The sequence below is a fragment of the Serratia sp. AS12 genome (genome assembly GCF_000214195.1).
In the GTDB taxonomy this organism is placed as follows: Bacteria; Pseudomonadota; Gammaproteobacteria; order Enterobacterales; family Enterobacteriaceae; genus Serratia; species Serratia plymuthica.
Map to the genome: position 1 here is coordinate 1,925,094 of NC_015566.1, position 23,205 is coordinate 1,948,298.

Annotated in this window: 25 protein-coding genes; 11 read left to right on the plus strand and 14 right to left on the minus strand. The window is 55.5% G+C overall.

The window, feature by feature from the left end; genetic code table 11:
• Positions 1-9 precede the first annotated feature (9 nt).
• Positions 10-504 (minus strand): DedA family protein, encoded by a 495-nt coding sequence (locus SERAS12_RS08910; protein ID WP_013812373.1) that lies wholly within the window; start codon positions 502-504, stop codon positions 10-12.
• 202 nt (positions 505-706) lie between these two features.
• Between SERAS12_RS08910 and SERAS12_RS08915 the strand changes: the two genes are divergently transcribed.
• A complete protein-coding gene (locus tag SERAS12_RS08915; RefSeq protein WP_013812374.1) occupies positions 707-1,006 on the plus strand; it encodes a putative quinol monooxygenase in 300 nt (99 codons plus the stop codon).
• Between the two features lie 105 nt (positions 1,007-1,111).
• On the opposite strand, the gene SERAS12_RS08920 is transcribed toward SERAS12_RS08915, so the two are convergent.
• From SERAS12_RS08920 to SERAS12_RS08940, 5 genes are read right to left on the minus strand one after another with little or no spacing between them, the layout of a single operon-like run.
• A complete protein-coding gene (locus SERAS12_RS08920) occupies positions 1,112-1,837 on the minus strand; it encodes an enoyl-CoA hydratase-related protein (RefSeq protein WP_013812375.1) in 726 nt (241 codons plus the stop codon).
• On the minus strand, positions 1,830-3,002 hold the full coding sequence (locus tag SERAS12_RS08925; RefSeq protein WP_013812376.1) for an MFS transporter: 1,173 nt from the start codon (positions 3,000-3,002) through the stop codon (positions 1,830-1,832). Before SERAS12_RS08925 ends, SERAS12_RS08920 begins: the two co-directional genes overlap by 8 nt.
• Entirely contained in the window at positions 2,999-4,210 is a 1,212-nt protein-coding gene (hemA, locus tag SERAS12_RS08930; protein WP_013812377.1) for a 5-aminolevulinate synthase, read from the minus strand. Before hemA ends, SERAS12_RS08925 begins: the two co-directional genes overlap by 4 nt.
• A 15-nt stretch (positions 4,211-4,225) precedes the next feature.
• The gene (locus SERAS12_RS08935) at positions 4,226-5,437 is read right to left on the minus strand and encodes an acetyl-CoA C-acyltransferase (protein ID WP_013812378.1); all 1,212 of its coding nucleotides are present in this window, start codon (positions 5,435-5,437) and stop codon (positions 4,226-4,228) included.
• Between the two features lie 9 nt (positions 5,438-5,446).
• Positions 5,447-6,976 carry a 3-hydroxyacyl-CoA dehydrogenase NAD-binding domain-containing protein gene (locus SERAS12_RS08940; protein ID WP_013812379.1) on the minus strand — a complete coding sequence of 510 codons (1,530 nt, stop codon included), beginning with the start codon at positions 6,974-6,976 and terminating at the stop codon, positions 5,447-5,449.
• A 348-nt stretch (positions 6,977-7,324) separates the two neighbouring features.
• Between SERAS12_RS08940 and SERAS12_RS08945 the strand changes: the two genes are divergently transcribed.
• Together SERAS12_RS08945 and SERAS12_RS08950 are read left to right on the plus strand one after the other, a co-directional pair.
• Positions 7,325-8,041: an autoinducer binding domain-containing protein gene (locus SERAS12_RS08945; RefSeq protein ID WP_013812380.1), complete on the plus strand. Its 717-nt coding sequence runs from the start codon at positions 7,325-7,327 to the stop codon at positions 8,039-8,041.
• Between the two features lie 178 nt (positions 8,042-8,219).
• On the plus strand, positions 8,220-8,648 hold the full coding sequence (locus tag SERAS12_RS08950) for a universal stress protein (RefSeq protein ID WP_004942906.1): 429 nt from the start codon (positions 8,220-8,222) through the stop codon (positions 8,646-8,648).
• A gap of 44 nt (positions 8,649-8,692) precedes the next feature.
• Here the strand turns inward: SERAS12_RS08950 and SERAS12_RS08955 are convergent, their stop codons facing one another.
• From SERAS12_RS08955 to SERAS12_RS08975, 5 genes are all read right to left on the minus strand, one after another.
• Positions 8,693-9,706, minus strand: coding sequence for an Ldh family oxidoreductase (locus SERAS12_RS08955; RefSeq protein ID WP_013812381.1), 1,014 nt, complete (start codon positions 9,704-9,706; stop codon positions 8,693-8,695).
• A gap of 18 nt (positions 9,707-9,724) precedes the next feature.
• Entirely contained in the window at positions 9,725-11,290 is a 1,566-nt protein-coding gene (locus SERAS12_RS08960) for an APC family permease (protein ID WP_013812382.1), read from the minus strand.
• Positions 11,291-11,334: 44 nt separating this feature from the next.
• Positions 11,335-12,945, minus strand: coding sequence for an aldehyde dehydrogenase (NADP(+)) (locus tag SERAS12_RS08965; protein WP_013812383.1), 1,611 nt, complete (start codon positions 12,943-12,945; stop codon positions 11,335-11,337).
• 56 nt (positions 12,946-13,001) lie between these two features.
• Positions 13,002-13,922, minus strand: a complete 921-nt coding sequence (locus SERAS12_RS08970) for a dihydrodipicolinate synthase family protein (RefSeq protein ID WP_013812384.1) — start codon at positions 13,920-13,922, stop codon at positions 13,002-13,004.
• A gap of 208 nt (positions 13,923-14,130) precedes the next feature.
• Complete coding sequence (locus tag SERAS12_RS08975) at positions 14,131-14,976, minus strand: AraC family transcriptional regulator (RefSeq protein ID WP_013812385.1); 846 nt, start codon at positions 14,974-14,976, stop codon at positions 14,131-14,133.
• Positions 14,977-15,366: 390 nt separating this feature from the next.
• On the opposite strand from SERAS12_RS08975, the gene SERAS12_RS08980 reads away from it, so the two are divergent.
• From SERAS12_RS08980 to SERAS12_RS26430, 5 genes are read left to right on the plus strand one after another with little or no spacing between them, the layout of a single operon-like run.
• Positions 15,367-16,314: a 4-hydroxyproline epimerase gene (locus SERAS12_RS08980; RefSeq protein ID WP_013812386.1), complete on the plus strand. Its 948-nt coding sequence runs from the start codon at positions 15,367-15,369 to the stop codon at positions 16,312-16,314.
• Entirely contained in the window at positions 16,314-17,438 is a 1,125-nt protein-coding gene (locus tag SERAS12_RS08985) for an FAD-binding oxidoreductase (RefSeq protein WP_013812387.1), read from the plus strand. Before SERAS12_RS08980 ends, SERAS12_RS08985 begins: the two co-directional genes overlap by 1 nt.
• Positions 17,435-17,695, plus strand: coding sequence for a (2Fe-2S)-binding protein (locus tag SERAS12_RS08990; RefSeq protein WP_013812388.1), 261 nt, complete (start codon positions 17,435-17,437; stop codon positions 17,693-17,695). Before SERAS12_RS08985 ends, SERAS12_RS08990 begins: the two co-directional genes overlap by 4 nt.
• Positions 17,688-18,950 (plus strand): FAD/NAD(P)-binding oxidoreductase, encoded by a 1,263-nt coding sequence (locus SERAS12_RS08995; protein ID WP_013812389.1) that lies wholly within the window; start codon positions 17,688-17,690, stop codon positions 18,948-18,950. Before SERAS12_RS08990 ends, SERAS12_RS08995 begins: the two co-directional genes overlap by 8 nt.
• 48 nt (positions 18,951-18,998) lie before the next feature.
• Positions 18,999-19,154 carry a hypothetical protein gene (locus SERAS12_RS26430; protein WP_168157928.1) on the plus strand — a complete coding sequence of 52 codons (156 nt, stop codon included), beginning with the start codon at positions 18,999-19,001 and terminating at the stop codon, positions 19,152-19,154.
• 47 nt (positions 19,155-19,201) lie between these two features.
• Here the strand turns inward: SERAS12_RS26430 and SERAS12_RS09000 are convergent, their stop codons facing one another.
• Complete coding sequence (locus tag SERAS12_RS09000; protein WP_013812390.1) at positions 19,202-19,561, minus strand: hypothetical protein; 360 nt, start codon at positions 19,559-19,561, stop codon at positions 19,202-19,204.
• Positions 19,562-19,785: 224 nt separating this feature from the next.
• Here SERAS12_RS09000 and SERAS12_RS25475 point away from each other — a divergent pair, with 224 nt between their 5' ends.
• From SERAS12_RS25475 to SERAS12_RS09010, 3 genes are all read left to right on the plus strand, one after another.
• Positions 19,786-20,484 (plus strand): extensin family protein, encoded by a 699-nt coding sequence (locus tag SERAS12_RS25475; protein ID WP_013812391.1) that lies wholly within the window; start codon positions 19,786-19,788, stop codon positions 20,482-20,484.
• Between the two features lie 319 nt (positions 20,485-20,803).
• Positions 20,804-21,115, plus strand: coding sequence for a hypothetical protein (locus tag SERAS12_RS25480; protein ID WP_174270186.1), 312 nt, complete (start codon positions 20,804-20,806; stop codon positions 21,113-21,115).
• Positions 21,116-21,333: 218 nt separating this feature from the next.
• A complete protein-coding gene (locus tag SERAS12_RS09010; RefSeq protein WP_013812393.1) occupies positions 21,334-21,765 on the plus strand; it encodes a hypothetical protein in 432 nt (143 codons plus the stop codon).
• 15 nt (positions 21,766-21,780) lie between these two features.
• On the opposite strand, the gene SERAS12_RS09015 is transcribed toward SERAS12_RS09010, so the two are convergent.
• Together SERAS12_RS09015 and SERAS12_RS09020 are read right to left on the minus strand one after the other, a co-directional pair.
• A complete protein-coding gene (locus SERAS12_RS09015) occupies positions 21,781-22,122 on the minus strand; it encodes a GlpM family protein (protein WP_013812394.1) in 342 nt (113 codons plus the stop codon).
• Positions 22,123-22,238: 116 nt separating this feature from the next.
• The gene (locus SERAS12_RS09020) at positions 22,239-22,463 is read right to left on the minus strand and encodes a DUF2594 family protein (RefSeq protein ID WP_004942939.1); all 225 of its coding nucleotides are present in this window, start codon (positions 22,461-22,463) and stop codon (positions 22,239-22,241) included.
• Positions 22,464-23,205: the final 742 nt, after the last annotated feature.

Sequence of the window (23,205 nt, forward strand, 5' to 3'; positions counted from 1 at the left end):
GTTCGCTGTTCACAGTAGTTGGCCAACGGACATCAACGCCATCGCCCAAATCCCGGCGGAGAGCGCACTGGCGCAGTAGACCTGCTTGCGCGACAGCGAAATCATGCCGGCGACCAAAGGCACGGTGTAGCGCATCACGGCCAAAAAACGCGAGATAAACAACAGTGCCACGCCTTTTTGCTGCAAGGCTGACTTAGCCTTGTGCAACGCGCTGTGATATCTGGCCGGCAACCACTTCCCGTGTTCACGGCCCTGGAGTAATGCACCGCAATGGAAAGATAAAACGGAACCGAGCATCGCACCCAGAGCAATCGCCCCCCAGACGTAACCGTCGGGCAGCACCGGTTTGCCGGCGACAACACCCAGCATCAGCGTAATCGACGCCGGCGGCAGAAGCGAAGAAATAAAAATAACCGACTTGCCGAACGAAAACAGAAAGATGATCAGCAGCAGAAAGCCCGGCTCCGGGCTGTATTTGGCGATAATATGGGTCCATTCCGCCATGAAAAATCCTCATAAAATGTGTCTGAGGACCAGTGTCCCATTGCCCGCTTCAATAAAGGTTAAATATTGGGCAAGGCGCGACGTTTTACCCGGTAACTTGCGTTATCCACGGTGCTGATGCGGTGCCGTTCGGGTACATAAGGATAAGGATTCAGGGTAGAGTGGGCACACATGATAGATACGCTGAAAGGAAAAAGGCGCCATGCTAAAGGTGATTGCTGAGGATTTTATCAAGATCGATTGTGTTGAAACGGTAATGCCGCTGTATCGGGAACTGGTGGAGAAAACCCGGCAGGAGCCGCTTTGCCTCTCCTATGAACTGTTTATCGACCACCAGGACCCTGGGCATTTTATCTTTGTCGAGGAGTGGCCCGATCGGGCTGCATTGGACGTGCATTGCCAAACCGAACATTTCACGCGTCTGGTCCCCCTCATCAACCAGCACCAAAGCAAGCCCTGTACTTTTCTGTTTATGAGGTCTTTTGCTTCAGTGGAAGATTAAAAGGCCAAAAAAATCCCCGCAGAGCGGGGTCAATGGCTTCTCAAATACGGTCTTGTAGTGCTTAAACGTTAGACTGCGAATGATTACCCTTCATTAAGAATGTTCTCAAAAGGAGGGGGCTGCCGCTTGCCGTACCTGTTCAACCCAGCTTTGCTGGTAGCCAAACGTCGGCGTCTCATACTGCGTTAATCCATAACGGACGATGGCCTTCACAGCCCGGCTGGCGAGCGGATTTTTTTGCGCGATTTGCCGGGCTATGCTCAGCGCTTCATCCTGTGCCGAACCTTCGCTGATACGAGAAATAGCGCCGTGCCGCCAGGCCTCCTCCGCGCTTATTGTTCGGCCGGTCAGCAACCAGTCGAGGGCGATATACGGTGAGATCCGCGCAGGCAGCCGCGAACAACCGCCTTGTGCCGCAATCAGCCCCAGCCCGGTTTCCGGGAAACTGAATCGTGCGCTGCGGTTGGCGACGATCAGGTCGCAGGCCAACGCAATCTCGAAACCGCCGCCGTAGGCAATGCCATCAACGGCGGCTATGAGGATCTTGGCGAGTTGGGCATGCACGATGCCGCCAAATCCTTCAGGCTCGACCACCGGCAACTCCCCCAGGCGGAACGCCTTCACGTCCATCCCGGCGGAAAACGCCTCAGGCTGACCCGTCAGCACAATCACCCTCACCGCGTCATCCTGTTCAGCCCGTTGCAGATAAGTTTGAATCAGACGCGCCATATCCAGATTGATGGCGTTCTTTTTCTCCGGTCGATTCAGGGTAATAACGGCAACGCCGTCATCATGGCGTTCATAAAGCACCGTAGGCAGCAGGTCATTCATGAGCTTTCTCTCCCTGGAAGAAGAACAGCGTCAGCAGCAGAGCGATGGCCCCCAGCGGCAGCGAAAACAGCGGCAGATAATAGGCCGGCAGCGTATACAGCGTCAGGCCGCCGAGCATGCCACCGGCAGCGATGCCTGCATAGAGTACGGAGCTGTTCAGCGAGACGGTCAGCGCGCCAAAGCGTTTGGATAGCGACAGCAAGTGGTGTTGGATCGGCACCAGATACATCCAGCCGGTAATGCCCCAGACCAGAAAGATCGTCAGCACCCACCAGGGGGAGGTAACGTAAAAGGTGAGCAGAAACAGCGAAACCGTCTGAATAGTCACTGAAAACAGCAGAACAAACTTGCTGCCGAGGGTATCGGTCAACACGCCGGAAACGAAATTGCCGATAACGGCCCCAATGCCGAATACCAGCAGCGCGATCGGTAAAATAGCCTCTGCGCCCAACTGGGTATTTTTCAGCAGTACGCTGACATAGCTATAAACAATATGCTCGGAACAGACGGCAAAGAAAGTGATCAGCAGCGTGGTCAGCACCGCCTTTTGTCGCAGTGGGGCAAGCCGCTCCTTCAGCGTGTGTTTACCCGGTGCGGCAATGGCGCGCAGCGCCAGTGAAAGCCCCAGCAGTGAAACGGCGCCCAGCAAGGCAATCAGCAGAAAAATCTCCCGCCAACCGATCAACTTGGCCAGGAAGGTGCCAAAAGGAATGCCAAGGGCGATTGCCAGCGTCATGCCGCCGTAAACTATCGAGATGGCCAGCCCGCGCCGCTTTTCCGACACCAGCCCGACCGCGGCGGCGGCGGCTTGCGGCGTATAGGCTGCGGCCCCCAGCGCCGCCAGCACGCGACCGGCAGAGATTTGCAAAAAACTGTCGGCAAATGCGCAGGCCAGATTACCGGCGATAAATAATACCAGGGCGATCTGTAAAATATGCTTGCGGTTGAGGTTACCAAACAGCCAGGCGGTCAGCGGGGCAAACAGCATATAGGCGAGGGCAAATACCGAGATTAACTGCCCCGCCTGAGCGGGGCTGACAGTAAAGGTATCTGAAATCTCGGTAAGCACGCCGGCAACGATAAACGCATCGGTGCCAATGGCAAAGGTGCCGGTCGCCATCAGGCAAAGCGTGAGAAAATGACCGTTATAATCCGTCAACTTCATCCTGCTCTCCGTAATTCATTGGCGGCCCAGACTTTGCTTAATGCCGCCAGGAAATAATCCACATCCTCATGAGTATGGGCAGAGGTCGGCGTGACGCGCAAACGCTCGCTACCTGCCGGTACCGTCGGGGCGTTCACCGGCTGCACGTAAATATCGTACTCGTCGAGCAGCACCTTGCTGATGTGTTTGTTCCGGTGCGGATCGCCGACCAGCACCGGCAGAATGTGGCTGTCTTCCGAAACCAGTGGGATACCGGCGGCGCGCAGGCCGGACTTAAGATGAGCGATAATCGCCAGCAGGTGTTTGCGTTGATTGTCATGCTCAAGATTGTATTTAAAGCTGGCCAGCGCGGCGGCCACCACCGGCGCAGGGGACGACGTACTGAAGACAAACGCCGGCGACCAACTGCGTACCGCCTCAACCACCACGCGTGGTGCGGCGATATAGCCCCCGGCGGCACCGTAAGATTTGCCGAAGCCGCCCTGGATAATAGTGATCTTGTCCAACAGGCCCAGTTGCTCGGCATAACCCAGGCCGCGATGGCCGTAAACGCCGGCGGAGTGGATCTCGTCCAGGTAGGTCAGCGTTTGATATTTCTCCGCCAGTTCCACAATCTGCGCCAGCGGTGCGAAGTCGCCGTCCATCGAATAGAGCGACTCGAAGGCGATCAACTTGGGGCGGTCGGGATCGGCCGCCAGCAGGAGCTCTTCAAGGTGTGCCACATCATTGTGGCGGAAGATTTTTTTCTCCGCCTTACTGTAGCGAATGCCGTAGATCATCGAGGCGTGGTTAAGCTCATCGGAAAATACGATCAGATTGGGAATGGCGTCGCAAAGGGTGGACAACGTGGCGTCATTGGCCCCAAAGCCGGTGGTGAACAGCAACGCGGACTCTTTGCCGTAGGCGCTGGCCAGCAGCGTTTCCAGCTCGCTGTGGTAGACCGAGGTGCCGGAAATACTGCGGGCGCCGCAGGTGCCGAGACCGACGCGATTCACCGCCTCGGTGGTAGCCAGGATGACTTTGGGGTGATGACTCATCGCCAGGTAATCATTCGAGCACCAGACGTTCAGGCGGCGCTCCCCGTTCTGCCCGTGGCTGGTGGCCCAGGGTTTATCCACCACGCTGCGTTCGAGGTTGAGGAACTCGCGGAACCGTCCCTGTTTTTTGGTTTCGGCCAATTTTTCTTCAAGAATGTTTAATACGCTCATACGGAATTCCTTGCATTAGAGGGCTTTAATAACCAATGAAACGCCTTGGCCGACACCGACACACATCGTCACCAGCGCGTTGTTTACCTGCCGGGCGTTGAGTTCCAGCGCGGCGGAAAGCACCAGCCGCGCGCCTGACATTCCAAGTGGATGACCGAGGGCGATGGCGCCGCCGTTTGGGTTGACCCGTGTATCGTTGAAATCGATGCGCCAGTTTTTCAGCGCGGCCAACGCCTGTGCGGCAAACGCCTCATTAATTTCAATCACGTCAAAATCGTTCAGGGTAAAGCCGGTTCGTGCCAGCAAGCGGTCGGTGGCGGCGATCGGCCCGATCCCCATCACCGACGGGGCAACGCCTGCACTGGCGCTGTCGCCAATCTCCGCCAGCGGTTGCAGTGATTTGCGTTTCACATAACGGCCGGAAGCCAGCAGCAGTATGGCCGCTCCGTCGTTGATGCCGGACGCGTTGCCGGCGGTGACCGATCCCTCGACGCTAAAGGCTGGTTTCAGCGCATGGAGCTTTTGCAGCGTGGTCTGGCGTGGAAATTCATCCTGTTCGAAGATCTTGCGGGTTTTACGATCCACCTGCACCTCGAGTGGCGTGATTTCCCTGGCCAATCGGCCATTTTCAATGGCACGCCAGGCTTTTTGCTGTGAGTTCAGGGCAAAAATATCCTGATCTTCACGGGATATTTGGTGTTGCTGAGCCACGTTCTCCGCCGTAATGCCCAGCGGATCGCAACCATAGCGCTCCGCCAACTGCGGATTGACAAAACGCCAGCCCAAGGTGGTGTCGTACAGCTTGACGTTCTTGTCGAAAGGCGTTTCGCTTTTACCCATCACATAGGGCGCCCGGCTCATGCTTTCTACGCCACCGGCCAGCACCAGTTCGCTGAGGCCGCTTTTTATTTTTGCGCTGGCGTAGATCACGGCATCCAGCCCGGATGCGCACAGCCGGTTCAACGTGATGGCCGGCACGCTCTGATCCAGGCCAGACAACAGCGCCGCCATGCGGGCGACGTTGCGGTTGTCCTCACCGGCCTGATTGGCGCAACCCAGGATCACTTCATCGATATCCGGCTCCGCATCAGGGTGCCGTTGCAGCAGTGCCCGAATAATGGCCGCCGCCATATCATCCGGACGCGTCAGCGCCAGACTGCCGCCGTAAGCGCCGATCGCCGTGCGCGTGCCGTCGATCAGATAGACCCCGTCGTCTTTAATCGTCATCGTTTTTCCTTAGGGCGCTACAGCCAGCTCAGGCCGGGCCGCGTTCAGCAATGAGTAATGCGGGTAATAGCGCGCGGAGTGCAGCAATTGCGCCATGTTATCCAGCGTCGACTTCACGTTTTTCTGCCCGAGCTGCGCCAGCCAGGCAAAAATGCCGTCGGCATAGTTCACGCCGGCCACGGCGGCGATATCGATATCCGCCCGGCTGCAAACGCCGCTCTCCACCATGATCACCGATTCGTTGATCAGGCTGCTCAGTACGCGGGCAACGATCAGGGCAGGGGAATCTTTAATAAACTCTACCTGAGCGATGACGGTTTGCAGCAGCGACAGAAACAGCGCTTTATTCGCCTCTGTGGCATGCTGATTGTGGGCGGCCACCAGATAGGCGGTGTCGGCGTAATTCAGCGCAGCGTCAATCACGAAGGTGTCGAGAGCGGTTAAGCCGGCGAGCAGGTTCGCCGTTCTGCCATCGGTGATTTTGATCGCCAGCGTGTTATTCACCAGGATAAGACGCCCCAGTTCCGGCCGTTCCGGCAACCGCTGAACGCGCAGCGCAGGCCAGGTGGCCAAAGCGCGCTGTTGCAGGTGATCGAATAAAGCGTGTTCACCATAAAAATGCAGTGAAGTTGGTGTGTCGCTCTCTGTGGCCGGGGTGGGCGGTGTAGCCGGTAGGGAAGCAAAAAAAGAGCGCCCGTTCTTCCTCCCCAGCAGCCCGGCATCCACCAGCGAGCGTTGCAAATGGCCGGGGGTATAGCGGGAGTCGAACTGCATATCCTGCCAAATCTGCTTGCTGACCTGATAGTTGATATCCTGGCCAATAAAATCAGTCAGTTCTAAGGGCCCCATGCGAAAATGCCCGCCTGCCTTGAGGGCGCGGTCGATCTGTGGAGCCTGTGCCACGTTTTCCTCCAGCAGCCGGAACCCTTCCAGATAGAAAGGTCGCGCCATGCGATTAACAATAAAGCCCGGCGTGGCTTTGCAGACCACAAACTGTTTACCCAACGCTATTACCAACTGCTGGCAGCGTAGGCTGGTGGTGTGGGAGGTAAAATAAGAGGGAATGATTTCGATCAACTTCATCAGCGGCGCCGGATTGAAAAAATGCAGGCCGATAAAGCGCGGATTGTTTTCCACCCCCGCCGCCAGTTTGTTCAGCGACAACGAGGAGGTATTGGTCGCAATGATCGCCTCTGGTTTTACCGTAGCCGCAATGGCTGCCAGGATTTCATGCTTGGTTTGCTCATCTTCCGCAATGGTTTCAATCACCAGATCGCTGTCGGTTATGGCGTCAAAGACGGCCGAGAAAATAATATTGGCTAATATCTGGCCTTTTTTCTGCAGGGTTATTTTTCCGTTATCCATTTTTCTGTCCAGGTCACTGACAATATAGTCACGGGCCTGATTGAGATTATTACCATTGCGATTATAAAGTACGGTTCGTATGCCGTTCAGCGCCAGGAGATAGGCGATGCCTCTGCCCATGGTTCCCGCACCAATAACGGCGGCTGAACGGATTGCCGAATTATTCTCTGCCATAGAAAATCCCCGTGAGTATTTTTCTGCATTGCCAAATTCGCAAATGCTTATAATTTATTTGGATTTGGAACGGCACTGGGTGCCTATGGCGAAGGTAATGGGTGGCGAGATGACTGTCTAACGGTAAAAGTGACAGGTTTACAATAATAGGTGCTTATGGTATTCGCGTAATTTTCATCAGGGGGTAGGTTTTAACGCGTTATTTATTAGCGATAGAGGTGATGATAGCTTTTTTTGTTATAGCCATTGTATTTTTTATACTATGAAACGGCTGTTGTAGCCAGGGAGCCACACTATAGTTAATGTTACTTATCGATTGCCGGCCCAGCTTTCTGGAGAACGTGTTTTATGGATAACCGCATTCAGCCTTTTATGGACGCTTTACTCGACAGTGTGCACGACCGTGAGCTTTTTTTACGTCGTCTGGAGCTCTGCGCCCAAGCTTTGGGCTTTGAATACTATTCCTATACCGTGTTTTCTTGCTACCCGGCCAGCCGGCCAAAAATGCTGATAGAGGGAAATTATCCTGCAGAATACCTGGAGGACTACCGCAAGCTGCGGGTGTATTTGCAGGACCCGGTTATCGATCAGGCCCATCATTCCACGCTGCAGTTTCATTGGGACGAAGGGTTCTACCAAGATAAACCGGAACTGTGGTGGCGTATGGCACAGTTCGGTATCCGTGAAGGTTGGTCACAGTCAATCAAGGACTGCTACGGTCGGTTGGGCATTCTCACCTTTGCCGGCAAAAAAATCCCTGAGCAGTCGCCGGAGGCCGGTGCGCGTAACGAAACCTTTTTCCTGTGGTTGGCACAGATTACCCATAAAACGTTGCGCGAAGCATTAATATCGGTGAACGACGAGGCGATCAAAGACGTGCTGACGTTGCGTGAAAAGGATATTTTACGTTGGTGCAGCGAAGGCAAAACCTCAGAGGAAATTGCCATGCTTATGGGGTTGAGTGAAAGAACGGTGAATTTTCATATCGGTAATTCGATTAAAAAATTGTCAGTGGCCAATAAAACTGCCGCCACGGCGAAAGCGGTGTATTTGCAACTCATTTAACTGATGTTGCAATAATTAATCGACTAGCTGTTAACCTCGCTATGTTTATATTTTGTTAAATAGCCAATTATCCCGGCCAGGAGTTACCGGCGATCACAAAAGCACGAGAAAGCGGTTCACGCACCATTCTCCCGGCAGTACCCTATAGGCACCAAGGTTTACATAGAAGGGATGTAATATGTACAAGACCATACTAGTGCCGATAGATATTGAAGAAGATCTGCTGACAGAGCATGCGTTGAAGAATGTCGAGTACCTGGCGAAAATTTCTGGAGCCAAAGTGCATTTCTTCCACGCGTTGCCGGATGCCTCGGCGTTCGTTACCGCCTATTCGTTTGGCATCAAGGAGTTTGAGAATCAGGCGGAAGTAAAAGCGGTCGATAAACTCAAGAAAATCATGTCGGAAATTGATATTCCACTGGAGCGTCTGGATTACACCATCAGCTTTGGCTCCCCGCGCGATCAGGTGCTGGAATTGGCTGAGGAAATCAAAGCGGATTTGATCATCATCGGTTCGCGCCGCCCGAGCGTGAAAACCTACTTGCTGGGATCTAATGCCGCGGCGATTGTGCGCCACGCCAATATCTCGGTCATGGTAGTCAGATAATTCGTTAAATCAGGCCCGCAGTGCAGTTTGCGGGCCTGTATCATTTAGCGGCAGAGGGCCACAATTTCCTCATACAGCGCCAGCGGCAAGGTAACGCCGTGCTGCTCGCTGTATTGCCGCATCTGAAAATGCCGCTCCCCTGGAATACGTGCTCCTTGCCCGGACATATCGGCGAACAAGGCTTCCGCTCTGGCAAAGTGAACCCCGTTGTCGGCCCCCATAAAACGATCGGGATCCATGGCGATAATCAATTCTCCGCCGTAAGGGGAGGAGCCGGTCTGCCGATCGTAGGCCAGCGATTCCTTACTGGTCATATCGCCAATCAACGGCCCGGCAAGCAGTTCAACCATTGCCGCCAGCGCCGATCCCTTATGGCCACCAAAGGTCAGCATCGCGCCCTGCAACACGCTGGCCGGATCGGTTGAGGGTTGCCCCTGCTCATCAATGCCCCAACCCTCCGGCAGCGGTGTGCCGGCGCGGCGGTGCAGCTCGATTTCGCCACGTGCCGCGGCACTGGTGGCCATATCAAAGATAAACGGCGGGCGTTGCGGGCGCGGCCAGCCAAAGGCGATAGGGTTGGTGCCGAACAACGGGCGGGTTCCCCCGGCGGGGGTAACCCAGGCATGGCTGGGCGTGCATGCCAGTGCCACCAGCCCTTGCTCGGTTAAGGGTTCAATATCGGCCCACAGGGCGGAAAAATGTACACAGTGGTTAATGGCCAACGCCGCTATGCCGTTAGCGCGTACTTTGTCGACAAAAGCTGGGAGTGCGCGGCGATAAGCCAGCAGTGAAAAACCGTCGTTGGCGTCCACCCGCAGGATCGCCGGAGCGCTGTCGATAAGCACTGGAACGGCATCGGCGGACACCTTGCCGGCCAGTAGCGAGTGCACGCAGCCAAGCACCCGGTACAAGCCGTGCGAGGCGCAACCGTCACGTTCGCCGGCAGTCACATTCTGTGCGACGGCATCGGCATGTTCAGTGCTGAAACCGTTGCTGCGTAGCACACGTAGCGCGAGATGATAGGCCTCGCTCAGCGATAGAATCTGGGTTTGTGTCATGAGATTTCTCCTTTGCGGTTACTCTTCTTCATCGCCGTCGAAATTCGCCTTGGGCAAACAGGTGCAGGCACCCCAGTAGTAAATCACCAGCGCAATGATTGCCACCGTAAGGGTATCCCACGGGTGGCCGATGGCGTTGATACCACCAAAGCTACCGAGATAAGACGCCACAATAATCAGCGCGTAGAAACCGATCAGCCACAGTGAGGACCAAATCTGCTGCCGCAGGCTGACGGCATGGGTGGGTACCTTGTTTTTGAACAGGATATAAACCGCGAACATCAGGATCTGCAAACCAAGCAGCCAGGAAACGGTGTTCCAGCCGGACCAGTAGACGATAAGTGCCGATATGATGAATGACACCGGGCCGAGTACGCAAAAGCCCCTCACGAAGAACGGGCGATGCAGGTCCGGCGCATTACGCCGCAGGCCGGCGGCGGTGACGGGCGCAATGGCATAACTCAGTACCAGCGCGGCGGACACTACGCCGATCAGCTTCTCCCAGGAGGGGAAGGGTAGCGTCCAGAAGATCGACAGACCAAAGGTCAGCCACAGCGCGGGGCGCGGAATGCCGGACTCCCCGTCGACGCGGGTAAAGATTTTAAAGAAGGTCCCGGCGCGCGCCCAACCGTAGATCACCCGTGGCGTGGCATTCATATAGATATTGCCGGTGCCGCTCGGCGAGATAATCGCATCGCTCACCACCAGAAACGCCAGCCAGCCCATGCCCAGCGTGATGGCGATATCGCGATAGGGCAGTGAGAATTGCTGGCTGATACCGGCCCAGCCACCGCTAAGCATCTCGCTGGGAATGCTGCCGAGGAAAGCCACCTGCAACAGCACGTAGATGATGGTGGACAGTATCACAGACAGGATCAGCGCGATGGGAATCGTACGCTGCGGGTTTTGCACCTCGCTGGCGACCGAGATAATCGGCGTCAGGCCGAGATACGCGAAGATAATCCCACCCGCCGAAATGGCTGCTTCCACCCCGGCTGAACCAAAGGGGGCAAAGCCCTGGCTGTACAAATTTTCGGGTTTGAAGAAGTTGAACAACACCACGATCACCAACAGCGGCACCATGAATTTAATCACGCTGATCAGGTTATTGGATTTGGCAAAGGTTTTGACGCTGTAGTAGTTAAGGGCGAAGAAGAAGCACAGCAGCACTAGCTGTACCCCCCAGCCGAATAGCGTCGGGTCGCCGGAGCCGGGTTGGCTCAAAAAGGGAAACCAGGCGGCGGCATACTGGCGGGCGGCGACGATCTCAATCGATATCAGGCTGGAGAAGGCGATCAGGGTGATAAATCCCAACAGATAGCCCATCAGCTCGCCGTGGGAAAATACCGGATAACGGATGATGCCGCCGGCGCGCGGCAGCGCCGCACCCAGTTCGCAATAAACAATGCCGAGCAGTAAAACGGCCAGGCCGCCGATAAGCCAGGAGTAGATGCCCGCCGGGCCGGCAATGGAGGAGACGTGGCTGGCGGCGAACAGCCAGCCGGAACCAAATATAGCGCCCAGACCAATAAACGTCAGATCGGTGAGCGTAAGCTGCTTCTTGAATTTGCCTTGGGTTGTCATAGGGTTACCCTTTTGTTATTTGATGGCATGCAGATACGGCCTGGCTAGTCATTGGCAGATAAGGTAATGGGATCCCGGGTATAAATGCCGTTAACCAGCCGCAGCAGGCCAAGTGGGTTGCTGTCTTGCAACGGCGGAGGCAGTAACGCCGCGGGGTAATTCTGCAGGCAGACCGGGCGCAGGAAACGTTCGATGGCCAGCGTGCCTACCGACGTGCCGCGTGCATCGCTGGTTGCCGGATAAGGGCCGCCGTGCACCATGGCGTCACAGACTTCTACTCCGGTGGGATACCCGTTGAACAGTACCCGCCCGGCCTTGCGAGTCAGCAATTGGGCCAGCGGTGACGCGTCGGCGTGATCATCTTCCTCCGCCAGTAGGGTGGCGGTCAGTTGCCCTTGCAGGTTTTCCAGCACGGCGGCCAGTTGACGGTTGTCTTCCACTGCCACCAGGATCGCCACCGGACCAAAAACTTCCTCCTGCAGCAAAGGGTTGCCGCTCAGCAACAGGTTGACGTCGGCCTGATACAGTTGCGGTGCGGCAAGGTACGGCTGCTGTTCGCGGGTGCCGGCCAGATGGCGAATGCCCGGCACCTCTTCGAGTGTTTTTAATCCATTACGGTAATGCGTCAGCGTGTCGGCATTCAGCATTGGCTGGGGTGCGGCAGCATTTATCTGGGTGTTTAACTCGTTAATCAGCTGGCTGAATGCTGCACCCTGTAGGCCGAGAATCAACCCTGGCTTGGTGCAGAACTGGCCGCACCCCAGGGTGAATGAGGCAACCAGTTCCTGAGCGATTTTCTGTCCACGTCGGGCCAGAGCCTGGGGCATCACGATCAGCGGGTTAATGCTCGACATTTCGGCGAACACCGGAATAGGCTGCGGGCGGCGCATGGCCAGATCGAACAGGGCTCTGCCACCCCGGAGTGAGCCGGTAAAGCCCACCGCCTGAATTGCCGGGTGTTGCACCAGCTCTGCGCCGATGCGATCGCCGTAAATCATGTTGAACACCCCTGCCGGGATTTGCAGCTGCACTCGGGCCCGTTCAATCGCCTGCGCGGTCAGTTCTGCGGTGATCATATGACCGCCGTGCGCCTTGAACACGACCGGGCAACCCGCAGCCAGCGCGGCCGCCGTGTCACCGCCAGCGGTGGAGAACGCCAGCGGAAAGTTGCTGGCGCCGAACACCGCTACCGGGCCGATAGCGGTGCGATACTGCCGCAGATCAGGGCGCGGTAATGGTGTTCGCTGCGGCAGGGCGCAGTCTATGCGTACGCCGTGCATATCACCGCGACGCAACAGAGTGGCGAATAACCGCATCTGACCGCTGGTTCTGGCGCGCTCACCGCTCAGGCGAACCAATGGCAGGGCGGTTTCCTGCATGGCGAACGCGAAGAAATCCTCCTCCAGCGCGTCCAACTGATCGGCAATGGCATCAAGAAACGCCGCCCGGCGCTCGGCGCCGATGTGCGAATATGCGGTGAAGGCCTGCGCGGCGGCCTCGGCTGCGGCTGCGGCTTCAGCGGCGGTGGCCTGATGGAAGCGGTGACCGGTTGGCTGGCCGTTATCGGCACGCAGGCTGACCAGCGTAGCTTCTCCGCTGGCCCGGCGTTCACCGCCGATAAACTGTTGGCCGCTGATGGTATAGATGTTGGGCATATATCCCCCGTAAGGAAAATGAGAATGCCCGGCAGACGGCCGGGCGAAGCTGGCGATTACAGGCCGACATCCGGCAGTTCGGGGCGGTTTGCCAGCGCTTTTTTGATCACTGCCGTGACTTCCGCCAAGGTATCGCCTTGCAGCGCCAGGCGCGGAGGACGGGTCACTGCGCTACCGCGGCCCACCAGTTCTTCACACAGCTTGATGCATTGCACCAGATCCGGCCGCGCATCAAGGTGCAGCAGCGGCATAAACCAGCGGTATAGCGACAACGCTTCTTCGAAGCGTTTTTGCTTCGCCAGGCGGAACAGCGTTTCTCCCTCACGTGGGAAGGCGTTGGACATCCCGGATATCCAACCTTCGGCCCCGACGGCGATGCTTTCCAGCACCACGTCATCCAGCCCGGCGAACAGGACAAAACGATCGCCAACCTCGTTGCGTAGATCGATGAAGCGGCGGGTGTCGCCGGAGGAGTCTTTGAAACACACGATATTTTCGCAGTCGACCAGCGAGGTCAGGATGTCGGGCGTTACGTCGTTTTTGTAAATGGGTGGGTTGTTGTAGACCATGATCGGCAGATCGGTGGCGGTGGCGACGCTGCGAAAGTGCGTAGCGGTTTCGTGGGGTTTGGCGGAGTAAACCAGTGCAGGCATCACCATAATGCCGTCGACCCCCACTTTTTGCGCTTCGCGTGCCATATTGCGCGCGAAGGCGGTAGTGAATTCGGCGATGCCGGCGATCACCGGTACCTGGCCTTGGGCCGCATCCCGCGCTACCTCAATGACTGACAGCTTTTCCTGTACCGTCAATGACGTGTTTTCGCCGACGGTGCCGCACACCACCAGACCTGAAACGCCGTCCTTGACCAGGTTTTTGATCACCGTATGAGTGGCGTCGAGATCCAGAGAGAAATCACTGCGGAACTGGGTGCTGACCGCCGGGAACACGCCGCTCCACTTAATGGCTTTATGACTCATAGTGTTTATCCTGTCGTCCAAGTTTGTTAATCGATGGTGAACTATTGGTGAAATCCAACCACAGATTGACCTGTATTGTTCGCAGGGGCTTGACGGTTTTCGCCGAATGCCACGACGAAATTGGCACAGTAACGCAGATCATCGGGCGGCAAAAAACCTGAGGGTTCTTCCTCAGAGAAAAGAGAGTGGGGGGAGTAATATCAGCCGGTTAAGGGATTATCGTCAGCCGGAAATCGCGAGGGGTCAAGCCGGTCATCGACTTGAACTGACGGCTGAAAGCGCTGTGATCGGTATAGCCGCACTGCAGGGCAATGTCGGTGATGGGTAAAGCACCGGCCAGCAATTCGGTCGCTTTTTCCAGCCGAACCTTATGGATCATCTGGCGTGGCGTGAGGTGAAAAATGCGTTTGCAGTAGCGTTCGATCTGCGCCACGGAAAGAGCGGTGAGCGTTGTTAACTCCTCAAGGGCGATCGGCCGGGCGTAATGCTGGCGAATATAGACGTCGATGGCCGCCAGCCGTTGAAAGGCCGGGTGATTGGCTTTGGCCTCCTGCAGGTCATGCGAGATGCCCGCCATGCCAATGATTTTGCCCTGCGCGTCATACAGCGCCAGTTTTTGCGTCAGGCACCAGCCGGTTTCCCGACCGTTATACAGATGCATTTCCAACTGATCCTGAATCAGCACCCCGTGGCGCAACACCCGGAGATCCTGCTCGGTGTAACCGGAGCCAAGCTGGGCGGGAAAGACGTCCGCTGAGGTTTTTCCCAGCAACGGCATGACGGTTTTAAACCCACAGCGCTTGGCCAGCGTCAGGTTGGCCAACAGGTAACGCGCCTGCGCATCCTTGATAAAGAACACCACGTTGGGGATGGCGTTGAGCAGCGGGGCGATCAGCGCCAGTGAGTTCAGCAATTCGTGCAGGTTGTTGGGGCGCTGTTGCGCCAGGCCATCGCACAGCCGGGACAGTTGTTCTACGGCGAATACGTCATCTTCCTGCTCATCAATAACGGGCTGGGGAGGAGTAACAACCTGATGGTCATGGGCTAATCGCATAGCAATACCTTTTCCCGCTGTTTGACACCGAACCTGAGGCGGTTCGGGCAGGCCATTCTTGGCGCCGTTAATCAATATTAACTTTCTGATAACTTTTCAAGCGCAGCTGCCAAATATGCGCATTGCCGCATACTTTTTCTTTTTGCAGAGCAGCTTTTAGCAAATAAAACGGCTGCCGCCTCGCAGTTTTAGAAATAACACATCAATAACGCAATGATAAATAAGTCATTCCTATGGCGTTCAAAACGGAGCTGTGTGGCGTCGGTTAAACGCCGCTGCGGGCATTGTGCTGATTTCTGCATTTGCCGCGCCGAAATGTATCAAGCCGCCATCGGCGTATTCGGTCAGGCTAAGGCTATCGGTAACATGTCATTAACCCAGGAGATTCCGATGGCACTTTCTTCGTATTTCACCGGACTGCGGGCAATCGATTCCCACACCGGCGGGGAACCCACCCGATTGATTATTGAGGGATTCCCCGATCTGGGCAGCGGCAGCATGGCTGAACGCAAGGCATTGTTTGCACAGCAGTATGACGACTGGCGCTGCGCCGTCATTCTGGAGCCGCGCGGCAATGATGTGCTGGTAGGGGCATTGCTGTGCCAGCCCTGTTCACCGCAGGCTGCCGCCGGGGTGATTTTCTTCAACAATGCCGGTTATCTGGGCATGTGCGGCCACGGCACTATCGGGCTGGTTGCCTCGTTGGCCTATCTGGGGCGGATCGGCGTCGGGGAACATTTGATTGAAACCCCTGTCGGTACGGTCAATGCGACGCTGCACCATGACGGCAGCGTTACGGTGGAAAACGTGCCCGCCTACCGTTATCGCCGACAGGTAGCGGTCGACGTGAAGGACTATGGCGTAGTGACGGGGGATATTGCCTGGGGGGGAAACTGGTTTTTCTTGGTTGCCGAACATCCTCTTGCCATTACTACGCAAAATCTGGAGGCGCTGACCGCCTTCTGCTGGGCGGTACGACAGGCGCTGGAACTGGCGGGCGTTTATGGGGAAGACGGCGGTGTTATCGATCATATTGAACTGTTCGCCGCCGACCCGCAGGCTGACAGCCGTAACTTCGTGCTATGCCCCGGCAAGGCCTATGACCGTTCGCCCTGCGGTACCGGCACCAGTGCCAAGTTGGCTTGCCTGGCGGCCGACGGCAAATTGCCGCCGGATGAGGTCTGGCGCCAGGCGAGCGTGATTGGCAGTGAGTTCAGCGGCTATTACCGGCGCAATGGCGATCGCGTAATCCCCTTTATTCGCGGGCAAGCTTACATTTGCGCCGACAGCCGGTTGCTGCTGGATGAGCGTGATCCCTTCGCCTGGGGAATACGTTGATGGCCGCCGGCAGGCACGCGGAGGCGATAGTGGTGGGCGCTGGCATTATCGGTGCAGCCTGTGCCTGGCGGCTGGCGCAGGAAGGGCATCAGGTGTTACTGGTGGATAATCAGCGCCCCGGTGCGACGGCAGCAGGCATGGGGCACCTGGTCTGTATGGACGATAATCCCGCTGAATTGGCCTTAAGCGCTTATTCGTTGCAACTGTGGCGCGGGGTGCTGGAGCGCATGCCGGAGAGTTGTGCCTGGCGCGGTTGCGGCACGTTATGGTTGGCGGAGCGGGAAGACGAGATGGCTATTGCCGAACGGAAGCTGCGGCGAATGGCGGAATATGGCGTGCTTAGCGAGACGCTCATTGCTGCACAGATTGCTCGTCTTGAGCCCATGCTGCGGCCCGGTCTGGCGGGTGGGTTGCAGGTGCCGGGCGACGGCATCGTCTATGCGCCCAACGTCGCCCGATGGTTACAGGTTGATGCCGGGCCGACAATCAGGGTGATTGTTGACGAGGTGGTCATGCTGGAGGAACAGGCGGTGGTGCTGGCCAGCGGTAAGCGCCTGACGGCATCTGTAGTGGTGCTTGCCTGCGGCCTGCAGGCCGATAGGTTGTTGGCGCAGCCGTTGCTGAAAGCCAAAAAAGGGCACTTGGCGATCACCGATCGCTACCCGCAGAGGGTACGCCACCAATTGGTTGAATTAGGTTATGGCGCCAGCGCACATGCCAGCGACGGCACTTCAGTGGCATTTAACGTTCAGGCGCGCCCAACAGGCCAACTGCTGATTGGTTCTTCGCGACAATTTGATTCACCCGACGCCGATATCGACTTGCCGTTGCTGGCGGCAATGCTGATGCGCGCGGAGGCCTTTTTACCCGCGCTGTCGCAACTGAATATTATCCGCTGCTGGACAGGTCTGCGCGCCGCTTCGGCCGATGGTTTGCCGCTATTGGGGCCGCACCCGCAACATCGCTGGCTATGGTTGGCACTGGGGCATGAGGGGTTGGGGGTGACGACTGCGTTAGGCAGTGCCGCACTGATTGCGGCGCAGATCCAGAATCACCGGCCGGCGATTGACGATACGCCTTATCTTGCTGCACGGATGTTTAGCGAGGAGGCATTGTCGGGATGAGCGAAGAACAGAGTTTGCTGATGCTAACAATTGATGGTGAAAGCCTGCGCGTGCCGGAGGGTTGCAGCGTGGCAGCAGCTCTTAACCTGAGCGGGCAGGATCGCTGCCGTTACTCGATCTGTCGGTTACCGCGAGCGCCGTTTTGCGGCATGGGTATTTGTCAGGAGTGTCGTGTCACGGTGAATGGTCTGCGGCGGCTGGCGTGCCAGACTCTGTGTCAGCCTGGGATGCATATTGAGAGGATCAATGATGAGTAACTTCGCATGCGACGTGCTGATTATCGGCGCAGGGCCGGCCGGGTTAGCCGCAGCTTGCACCGCAGCACGAAGCGGCCGGTCGGTGCTGATGCTTGACGATAACCCTTACCCAGGTGGACAAATTTGGCGCGATGGGCCGGGAGTAATATTGCCGGTACTTGCGCAGCAGTATCGGCAGGCCGTTGGGGCGCTGAATAACGTGACGTTGCTTAACGCCGTCAAAATCGTGGCCCACTGCGGGCGGCAGCAAATCCTCTATGAGGGCGCGGCGGATAGTGGACTCATCGATTATCAACGCGTGATCTTGTGTTGCGGTGCGCGGGAGCTTCTGTTGCCGTTTCCCGGCTGGACGTTACCTGGGGTGACCGGTGCCGGTGGGTTGCAGGCACAGATAAAGCAGGGGTTGCAAATTAAAGGGGAACGGGTGGTCATTGCCGGCAGCGGGCCGTTGCTGCTGGCGGTGGCCGATAGCGTTGCCAAAGCCGATGGCGAAGTGGTGTTGTTGGCGGAACAAGCCTCTGCCCAGCGGTTGGCGGGGTTCGCCAGTGGACTGTGGCGCTGGCCGACGAAGCTACGCCAATCATTGACCCTGCTAAATCGCCGTTATCGCCCTGACAGCTATGTGCTGGCGGCATTAGGTGGGCAACGGCTGGAGGCGGTGAGGGTTCAGCAGGGCAGGCGAGTGGTGATGCTGCCTTGCGATCGGTTGGCCTGCGGTTTTGGACTGGTGGCAAATATTGAGCTGGCGATGCTTTTGGGGTGCCGCATTTCCAACCATAGGGTCGCTGTGGACGAGTGGCAGCAAACCAGTGTGCCGCAGATTTATGCCGCCGGAGACTGTACCGGCGTTGGCGGCAGTGAGTTGGCGCTAGCCGAGGGAGCCATCGCCGGTTATGTCGCAACCGGCAATATGGAACAGGCGCAGGCATTAATGGTACAGCGTGATAAGTGGCGGCATTTCGCTGGAGCGGTAGAGCGCGCTTTTATGCTAAACCCTGCGCTGAAAGCACTGGCGATGCCCGACACGCTGTTGTGCCGCTGCGAGGATGTGCCGTTGGGGCAGGTCTGTGAGTTCTCTGGCTGGTCGGCGGCCAAGCTGGGTAGCCGCTGCGGCATGGGAGCCTGCCAGGGCAAGATTTGCGCGACGGCGGCACGTCACCTTTTTGGTTGGCCGTTGATGGCCCCACGGATCCCATTGACGCCGGCCAGAACAGAAACGCTGGCCCGGCTGGGCCGCACCGAGAGCGACGGATAAGCATGCTACACTCAGGCAGAGTAACCGGAGAGATCGGGTGGGCAAAGGATGACGAATGCACTGATTACGCTGGCACTATGTCTGTTGCTGATGCCGTTGTTGTTATGGCTGATTGGCCGTGCTCTGTCCGCTGCAAAGGATAAGAAACCAGAGAGAAATAAGTCTAAACCTAAGGCTGGCATGCCGCACGGCGATGATCAATAACTGGCAGAGTGACAGGGTTCGGTATGCCGAACCCGTTGCCTGCTTTGTTAGTACTGTGGCCAGTAATAGGTTTTCTCGTGCCAGCCTTTGCCATACATGCAGGCTTCAATGGTCGCCGAGCGGGCGGCCTCATTACGATCATTCTGCACCGTTTTGAACGAGGGCTGTTTTTCGTAACGGTAGCCTTCTGGGCAACCCTTCTTGTCTTTTTTACAACTCTTGTATTGGTTTTCGTAGGCAAACTCAAAATCTCTCACCATATCTGGCGGAAAACGTTCATACCCTTTGCCTTTGCATTCGGCATATTCCGCATCGCGGGTGGCGTTGCCAGCGCCGGGTTTTTCCCATTGGGTGCAGGCGGTCAGTGTCAAGAATGGCAAAATAATCAAAAAATTATACGTCTTCATGGTCTCCCTAACTCTTTCTGTCGTCCTAAATACACGCGCTAAGAATCATCCTAGGCAACGCAAGGCAGGAGTGTAATCAACTGATGTTAAAATTGGAAATGATAATAGTTATTGTTTAGGTAAGATTGAGGTTACGCTGGCGAAGCCTATAATCTGTGGCTTTAAAGTCGCAGCCGATAACGCTGTGGGTATGTGCTGATGTTTTGGGCTCAGGGGAGAATGGCATGCGACGTACGCTCGTTTTACTTTCGGTATTACTGGCGCTGGCCTTGCTTCTGCCCTGGGCAAGCCGTTATTTACCACCAGGCTATCATCCTTTCTCTCCTTTAACGCTGGACGATCCCCCAACCCTGGTCACCCGTCTTAAACTGCGGTCGTTGGCCAATGATCCTGAGGCTTGCATGGCTATTTTGACTCAGGCCAGGGACGCGGGGCGTATCGGTTTTAGCCTGCCTGGTGATAGCCAGGGCAAATGCCCGCTGGTTGCGCCAGTACGGGTGCAGAATTTTGGTGAGGTACGCCTCAGCTCCAGTTTTCTTGCCAGTTGCCCGCTTGCGCTGAGCAGCGCAATGTTCGTTGGACAAATCGCCGCGCCGCAGGCACAACGACAGTTTGGCGTGAGGCTGGCGCGTATTGACCATCTTGGCAGCTACGCTTGTCGCAACATCTATCATCGACCAGTGGGAATGCTCAGTGAGCATGCCACTGCGGAGGCTTGGGATATTGCCGGTTTCCGTTTGGCGAATGGTCAACGGCTGACGATATTGCGCGACTGGCCGGAGCAAAGCACTGCGGGAAGCTACCTTAGAGCGCTGTTCGAAGAGGGATGTGGCTTTTTCGGCAGCGCGCTAGGCCCGGAATATAATGCCGCTCATGCAAATCATTTCCATTTTGGCATGCGGGGGTATGGGTTGTGCAGGTAAATGGTAATGGTGAAAACGAGTAATAAAGCAATAATATTTTTTAGTTATAGTGTCGGCGCTAAGTTTTTTCTGATTTTATGTTCGGTATATTTATAGGATTTTTACCTAAGAGGTGCGGTTTATTTTTAGCTGCGGTAGGGGTTGGGAAAAAAGGTCACTTGATTTGTGCAGACTTATCCAACTTTTAAATCCAGACAGAATTAAAACTATTATTCAAATGGCCAGTAATGCGATTGCAATTCACCTATAAATTTTTTAGATTCAGGAGCGATAAATGATTTTCATGATGATGAAGGCGTGAATAAGGGAGTCTTATTTGTTGAATAAACCTGAAATACCTAAAGATAACGATAATTTACCTTCATTATCAGATGATTATGATCGATTTAGGAATCTTTCCGAGGTTGGCGATGCCTTTGGTTATGGCCGTACTCGTTTTTATCAATGGTGTCGGGGGCGAGGTTTTCTTACTCTGATGAATGCGCCTTCCCCAGAGATGATAAGCCGAGGATACATGCTGACTGGACTGTCGGAAACCGGCTACCCGCGAGTTTATGTCACAGAGGATGGATTTAACTATGTGGGTGGGATTTTTCAAGATGATATCAAGAAACGTATGGTTAAATTTTAAATAGATTACAAAAATACTTATTTATTTCAATATAATAACAAAGAATTTTCCTAGTATGACGGAGCATTGTCTGATCATCATCGCGATGGGCAGTGAAAACTGGTTTTCCGCCGGACGTCTCCCCAGCCCACTGGAAGTTATCCTATTTTTCTATTGATGGCGCGCTGCCGCCTATTCTCTTGCTACTATAAAGATTGGTTTTTTTCCAGGAGCTCAGGATGAAGCATTACGCTGCGTTATTTATTACAACCATACTGTTGTCTGGCTGCGCCACGCAGGCGGTTCCGCCGCAACAGGCTGAGTTGCCGCCCCCCAGCCGATTGATGCTTTATCAGAATGTGCCGCAAACGCCTTATGCCACGGTGGTGGTGGTGCGTGACAGCGGGATGTTGGCGGGGAGTTGCCGCACCGGGGTTTATATCAACGGGGAGTTTGCGGCATCGCTGGCGGCAAAAGAGAAGGCCGAGTTTCGAGTGCCGGTGGGGAATAACGAAGTTAGCATCGGACAGGATATGATCGAGAATAGTCTGTGCATCTGGCGCGATACCAGCGGCCGGTTACCGATGACGTTGCGCGCCGGTGAGAGCCGTTACTTCCGCATTGCGGGCGATATGCAACGCGGTTTTGTGCTACAGGCTGGCAGGCCGTAACCAGGCGGGGCGCAGTCAGCGCCCCTGCCACCATCCCCACAGAGTAATCAATAGCCACGCTGCAGCAATCCAGCACAACACCGCCGCACCCAATGCCCAAGACAATCTCATACTGTTGATAAAAAAATACAGCGAGATCAGATACACCAGATAGGGCAGAACCGCCCACATGCCAAAAATCAGCGTGGTTCTCAGCGCTTCGATCGAGCGTTCACTGCCGACAATGTAATGTGCAATCAGTGCAAAGGTGGGAAATAGCGGCACCAGGCCGGCAATATAGTAGCTGCGACTTTTGGCCAGCAGGCCGATTAAGACTACGACCAAAGCGCCGATCAGCGCTTTAACGAGGATGCCCATAAATTTCTCTGGCGTAAATAAAAACACACTGCCCGAAATAATGTGGGAGATCAATTGCTCACGAAAATCGTGAGAGAAACGGGCCTGCGGGAATGGCAGGCCGGATGGACGGCAGCTTACTGACGGTAAGCGTGCTTAATTTGTTGGATACTGTTTTTAAAGATTTCGGCCTGAGCCGGGTCTTCAATCTGTGCGATAAAGCGTTCCATTTTGATAATGACTTTCCCGGCATCCGCCTGGCCGATCGATTTCAGGATCAGCGTCAGCGTTGCTTTAAGACAGGCGACTTCTGTCGCCAGCGTTTCCGGGTTTGCAGACGTAGTGAAGTCAACGTTGCTCATTTTCTCTCCTGATTTTTGGGCCGTAGCCTGAAACAATATGCATTTTGATGCGCATCAGCACCGATTTCATTCACTCTGGCATGCAGATGCGTATTTATCTGGGCGCGGAGTATAGCATAGCATCCGATATCCATCTGCACAGATAGCGTTGGAACTGCGCCATTCAGTGGTTATCGGTACGCTAACGCGGCGGTTATCTGTTGTGGGCTATAGAGCAGGCGTGTAGTGGATTAATGAATACCCCGGCATCCGTTCGGCAACGGGAACGAGGCAGAATAAGTGACAGTTATTTCGATGGGGTTAATAAGTATTTGCCCGGTATGTTATTATCAACTTATGGGGGCTATTCTAATTATCAACGTGGCTGTCTTGCTCTTTGACACCTAATTTTCTGCTGAATAATTTCGCTCTCGCGACGTTTTTTCCAGATAAGCAGAACGGCAGTCATCGTCTTGTTTTATTTCAATGAATTACAACGCAATTGCATTCGTGTTAATATTATCGATGTTGCTATTGCTTACATTGATTTTACCCACGCTTTATGAGTGGCGCGGTATCATAGGCTGGAATCATACCCAGTAATATTTACGCTGTGGGGGTTTGCCCCGCAGAGAACGGCTTTATCGGGCTGGGCGGATGACTAAAATTCAAAAATCAGCGCCGTTTCGCAAAGTTAATCGGGGGTTAGTATTAATCTGTGTTCATTCTTGGCCGAAAAACAAGTAATATCTCAGGCTATAAC

Excerpts from the sequence above, each read along its gene's own strand:
- SERAS12_RS08910 (WP_013812373.1), bottom strand. The coding sequence starts at position 504 with ATGGCGGAATGGACCCATATTATCGCCAAATACAGCCCGGAGCCGGGC.
- SERAS12_RS08915 (WP_013812374.1), top strand. The coding sequence starts at position 707 with ATGCTAAAGGTGATTGCTGAGGATTTTATCAAGATCGATTGTGTTGAA.
- SERAS12_RS08920 (WP_013812375.1), bottom strand. The coding sequence starts at position 1,837 with ATGAATGACCTGCTGCCTACGGTGCTTTATGAACGCCATGATGACGGC.
- SERAS12_RS08925 (WP_013812376.1), bottom strand. The coding sequence starts at position 3,002 with ATGAAGTTGACGGATTATAACGGTCATTTTCTCACGCTTTGCCTGATG.
- hemA (WP_013812377.1), bottom strand. The coding sequence starts at position 4,210 with ATGAGCGTATTAAACATTCTTGAAGAAAAATTGGCCGAAACCAAAAAA.
- SERAS12_RS08935 (WP_013812378.1), bottom strand. The coding sequence starts at position 5,437 with ATGACGATTAAAGACGACGGGGTCTATCTGATCGACGGCACGCGCACG.
- SERAS12_RS08940 (WP_013812379.1), bottom strand. The coding sequence starts at position 6,976 with ATGGCAGAGAATAATTCGGCAATCCGTTCAGCCGCCGTTATTGGTGCG.
- SERAS12_RS08945 (WP_013812380.1), top strand. The coding sequence starts at position 7,325 with ATGGATAACCGCATTCAGCCTTTTATGGACGCTTTACTCGACAGTGTG.
- SERAS12_RS08950 (WP_004942906.1), top strand. The coding sequence starts at position 8,220 with ATGTACAAGACCATACTAGTGCCGATAGATATTGAAGAAGATCTGCTG.
- SERAS12_RS08955 (WP_013812381.1), bottom strand. The coding sequence starts at position 9,706 with ATGACACAAACCCAGATTCTATCGCTGAGCGAGGCCTATCATCTCGCG.
- SERAS12_RS08960 (WP_013812382.1), bottom strand. The coding sequence starts at position 11,290 with ATGACAACCCAAGGCAAATTCAAGAAGCAGCTTACGCTCACCGATCTG.
- SERAS12_RS08965 (WP_013812383.1), bottom strand. The coding sequence starts at position 12,945 with ATGCCCAACATCTATACCATCAGCGGCCAACAGTTTATCGGCGGTGAA.
- SERAS12_RS08970 (WP_013812384.1), bottom strand. The coding sequence starts at position 13,922 with ATGAGTCATAAAGCCATTAAGTGGAGCGGCGTGTTCCCGGCGGTCAGC.
- SERAS12_RS08975 (WP_013812385.1), bottom strand. The coding sequence starts at position 14,976 with ATGCGATTAGCCCATGACCATCAGGTTGTTACTCCTCCCCAGCCCGTT.
- SERAS12_RS08980 (WP_013812386.1), top strand. The coding sequence starts at position 15,367 with ATGGCACTTTCTTCGTATTTCACCGGACTGCGGGCAATCGATTCCCAC.
- SERAS12_RS08985 (WP_013812387.1), top strand. The coding sequence starts at position 16,314 with ATGGCCGCCGGCAGGCACGCGGAGGCGATAGTGGTGGGCGCTGGCATT.
- SERAS12_RS08990 (WP_013812388.1), top strand. The coding sequence starts at position 17,435 with ATGAGCGAAGAACAGAGTTTGCTGATGCTAACAATTGATGGTGAAAGC.
- SERAS12_RS08995 (WP_013812389.1), top strand. The coding sequence starts at position 17,688 with ATGAGTAACTTCGCATGCGACGTGCTGATTATCGGCGCAGGGCCGGCC.
- SERAS12_RS26430 (WP_168157928.1), top strand. The coding sequence starts at position 18,999 with ATGACGAATGCACTGATTACGCTGGCACTATGTCTGTTGCTGATGCCG.
- SERAS12_RS09000 (WP_013812390.1), bottom strand. The coding sequence starts at position 19,561 with ATGAAGACGTATAATTTTTTGATTATTTTGCCATTCTTGACACTGACC.
- SERAS12_RS25475 (WP_013812391.1), top strand. The coding sequence starts at position 19,786 with ATGCGACGTACGCTCGTTTTACTTTCGGTATTACTGGCGCTGGCCTTG.
- SERAS12_RS09010 (WP_013812393.1), top strand. The coding sequence starts at position 21,334 with ATGAAGCATTACGCTGCGTTATTTATTACAACCATACTGTTGTCTGGC.
- SERAS12_RS09015 (WP_013812394.1), bottom strand. The coding sequence starts at position 22,122 with ATGGGCATCCTCGTTAAAGCGCTGATCGGCGCTTTGGTCGTAGTCTTA.
- SERAS12_RS09020 (WP_004942939.1), bottom strand. The coding sequence starts at position 22,463 with ATGAGCAACGTTGACTTCACTACGTCTGCAAACCCGGAAACGCTGGCG.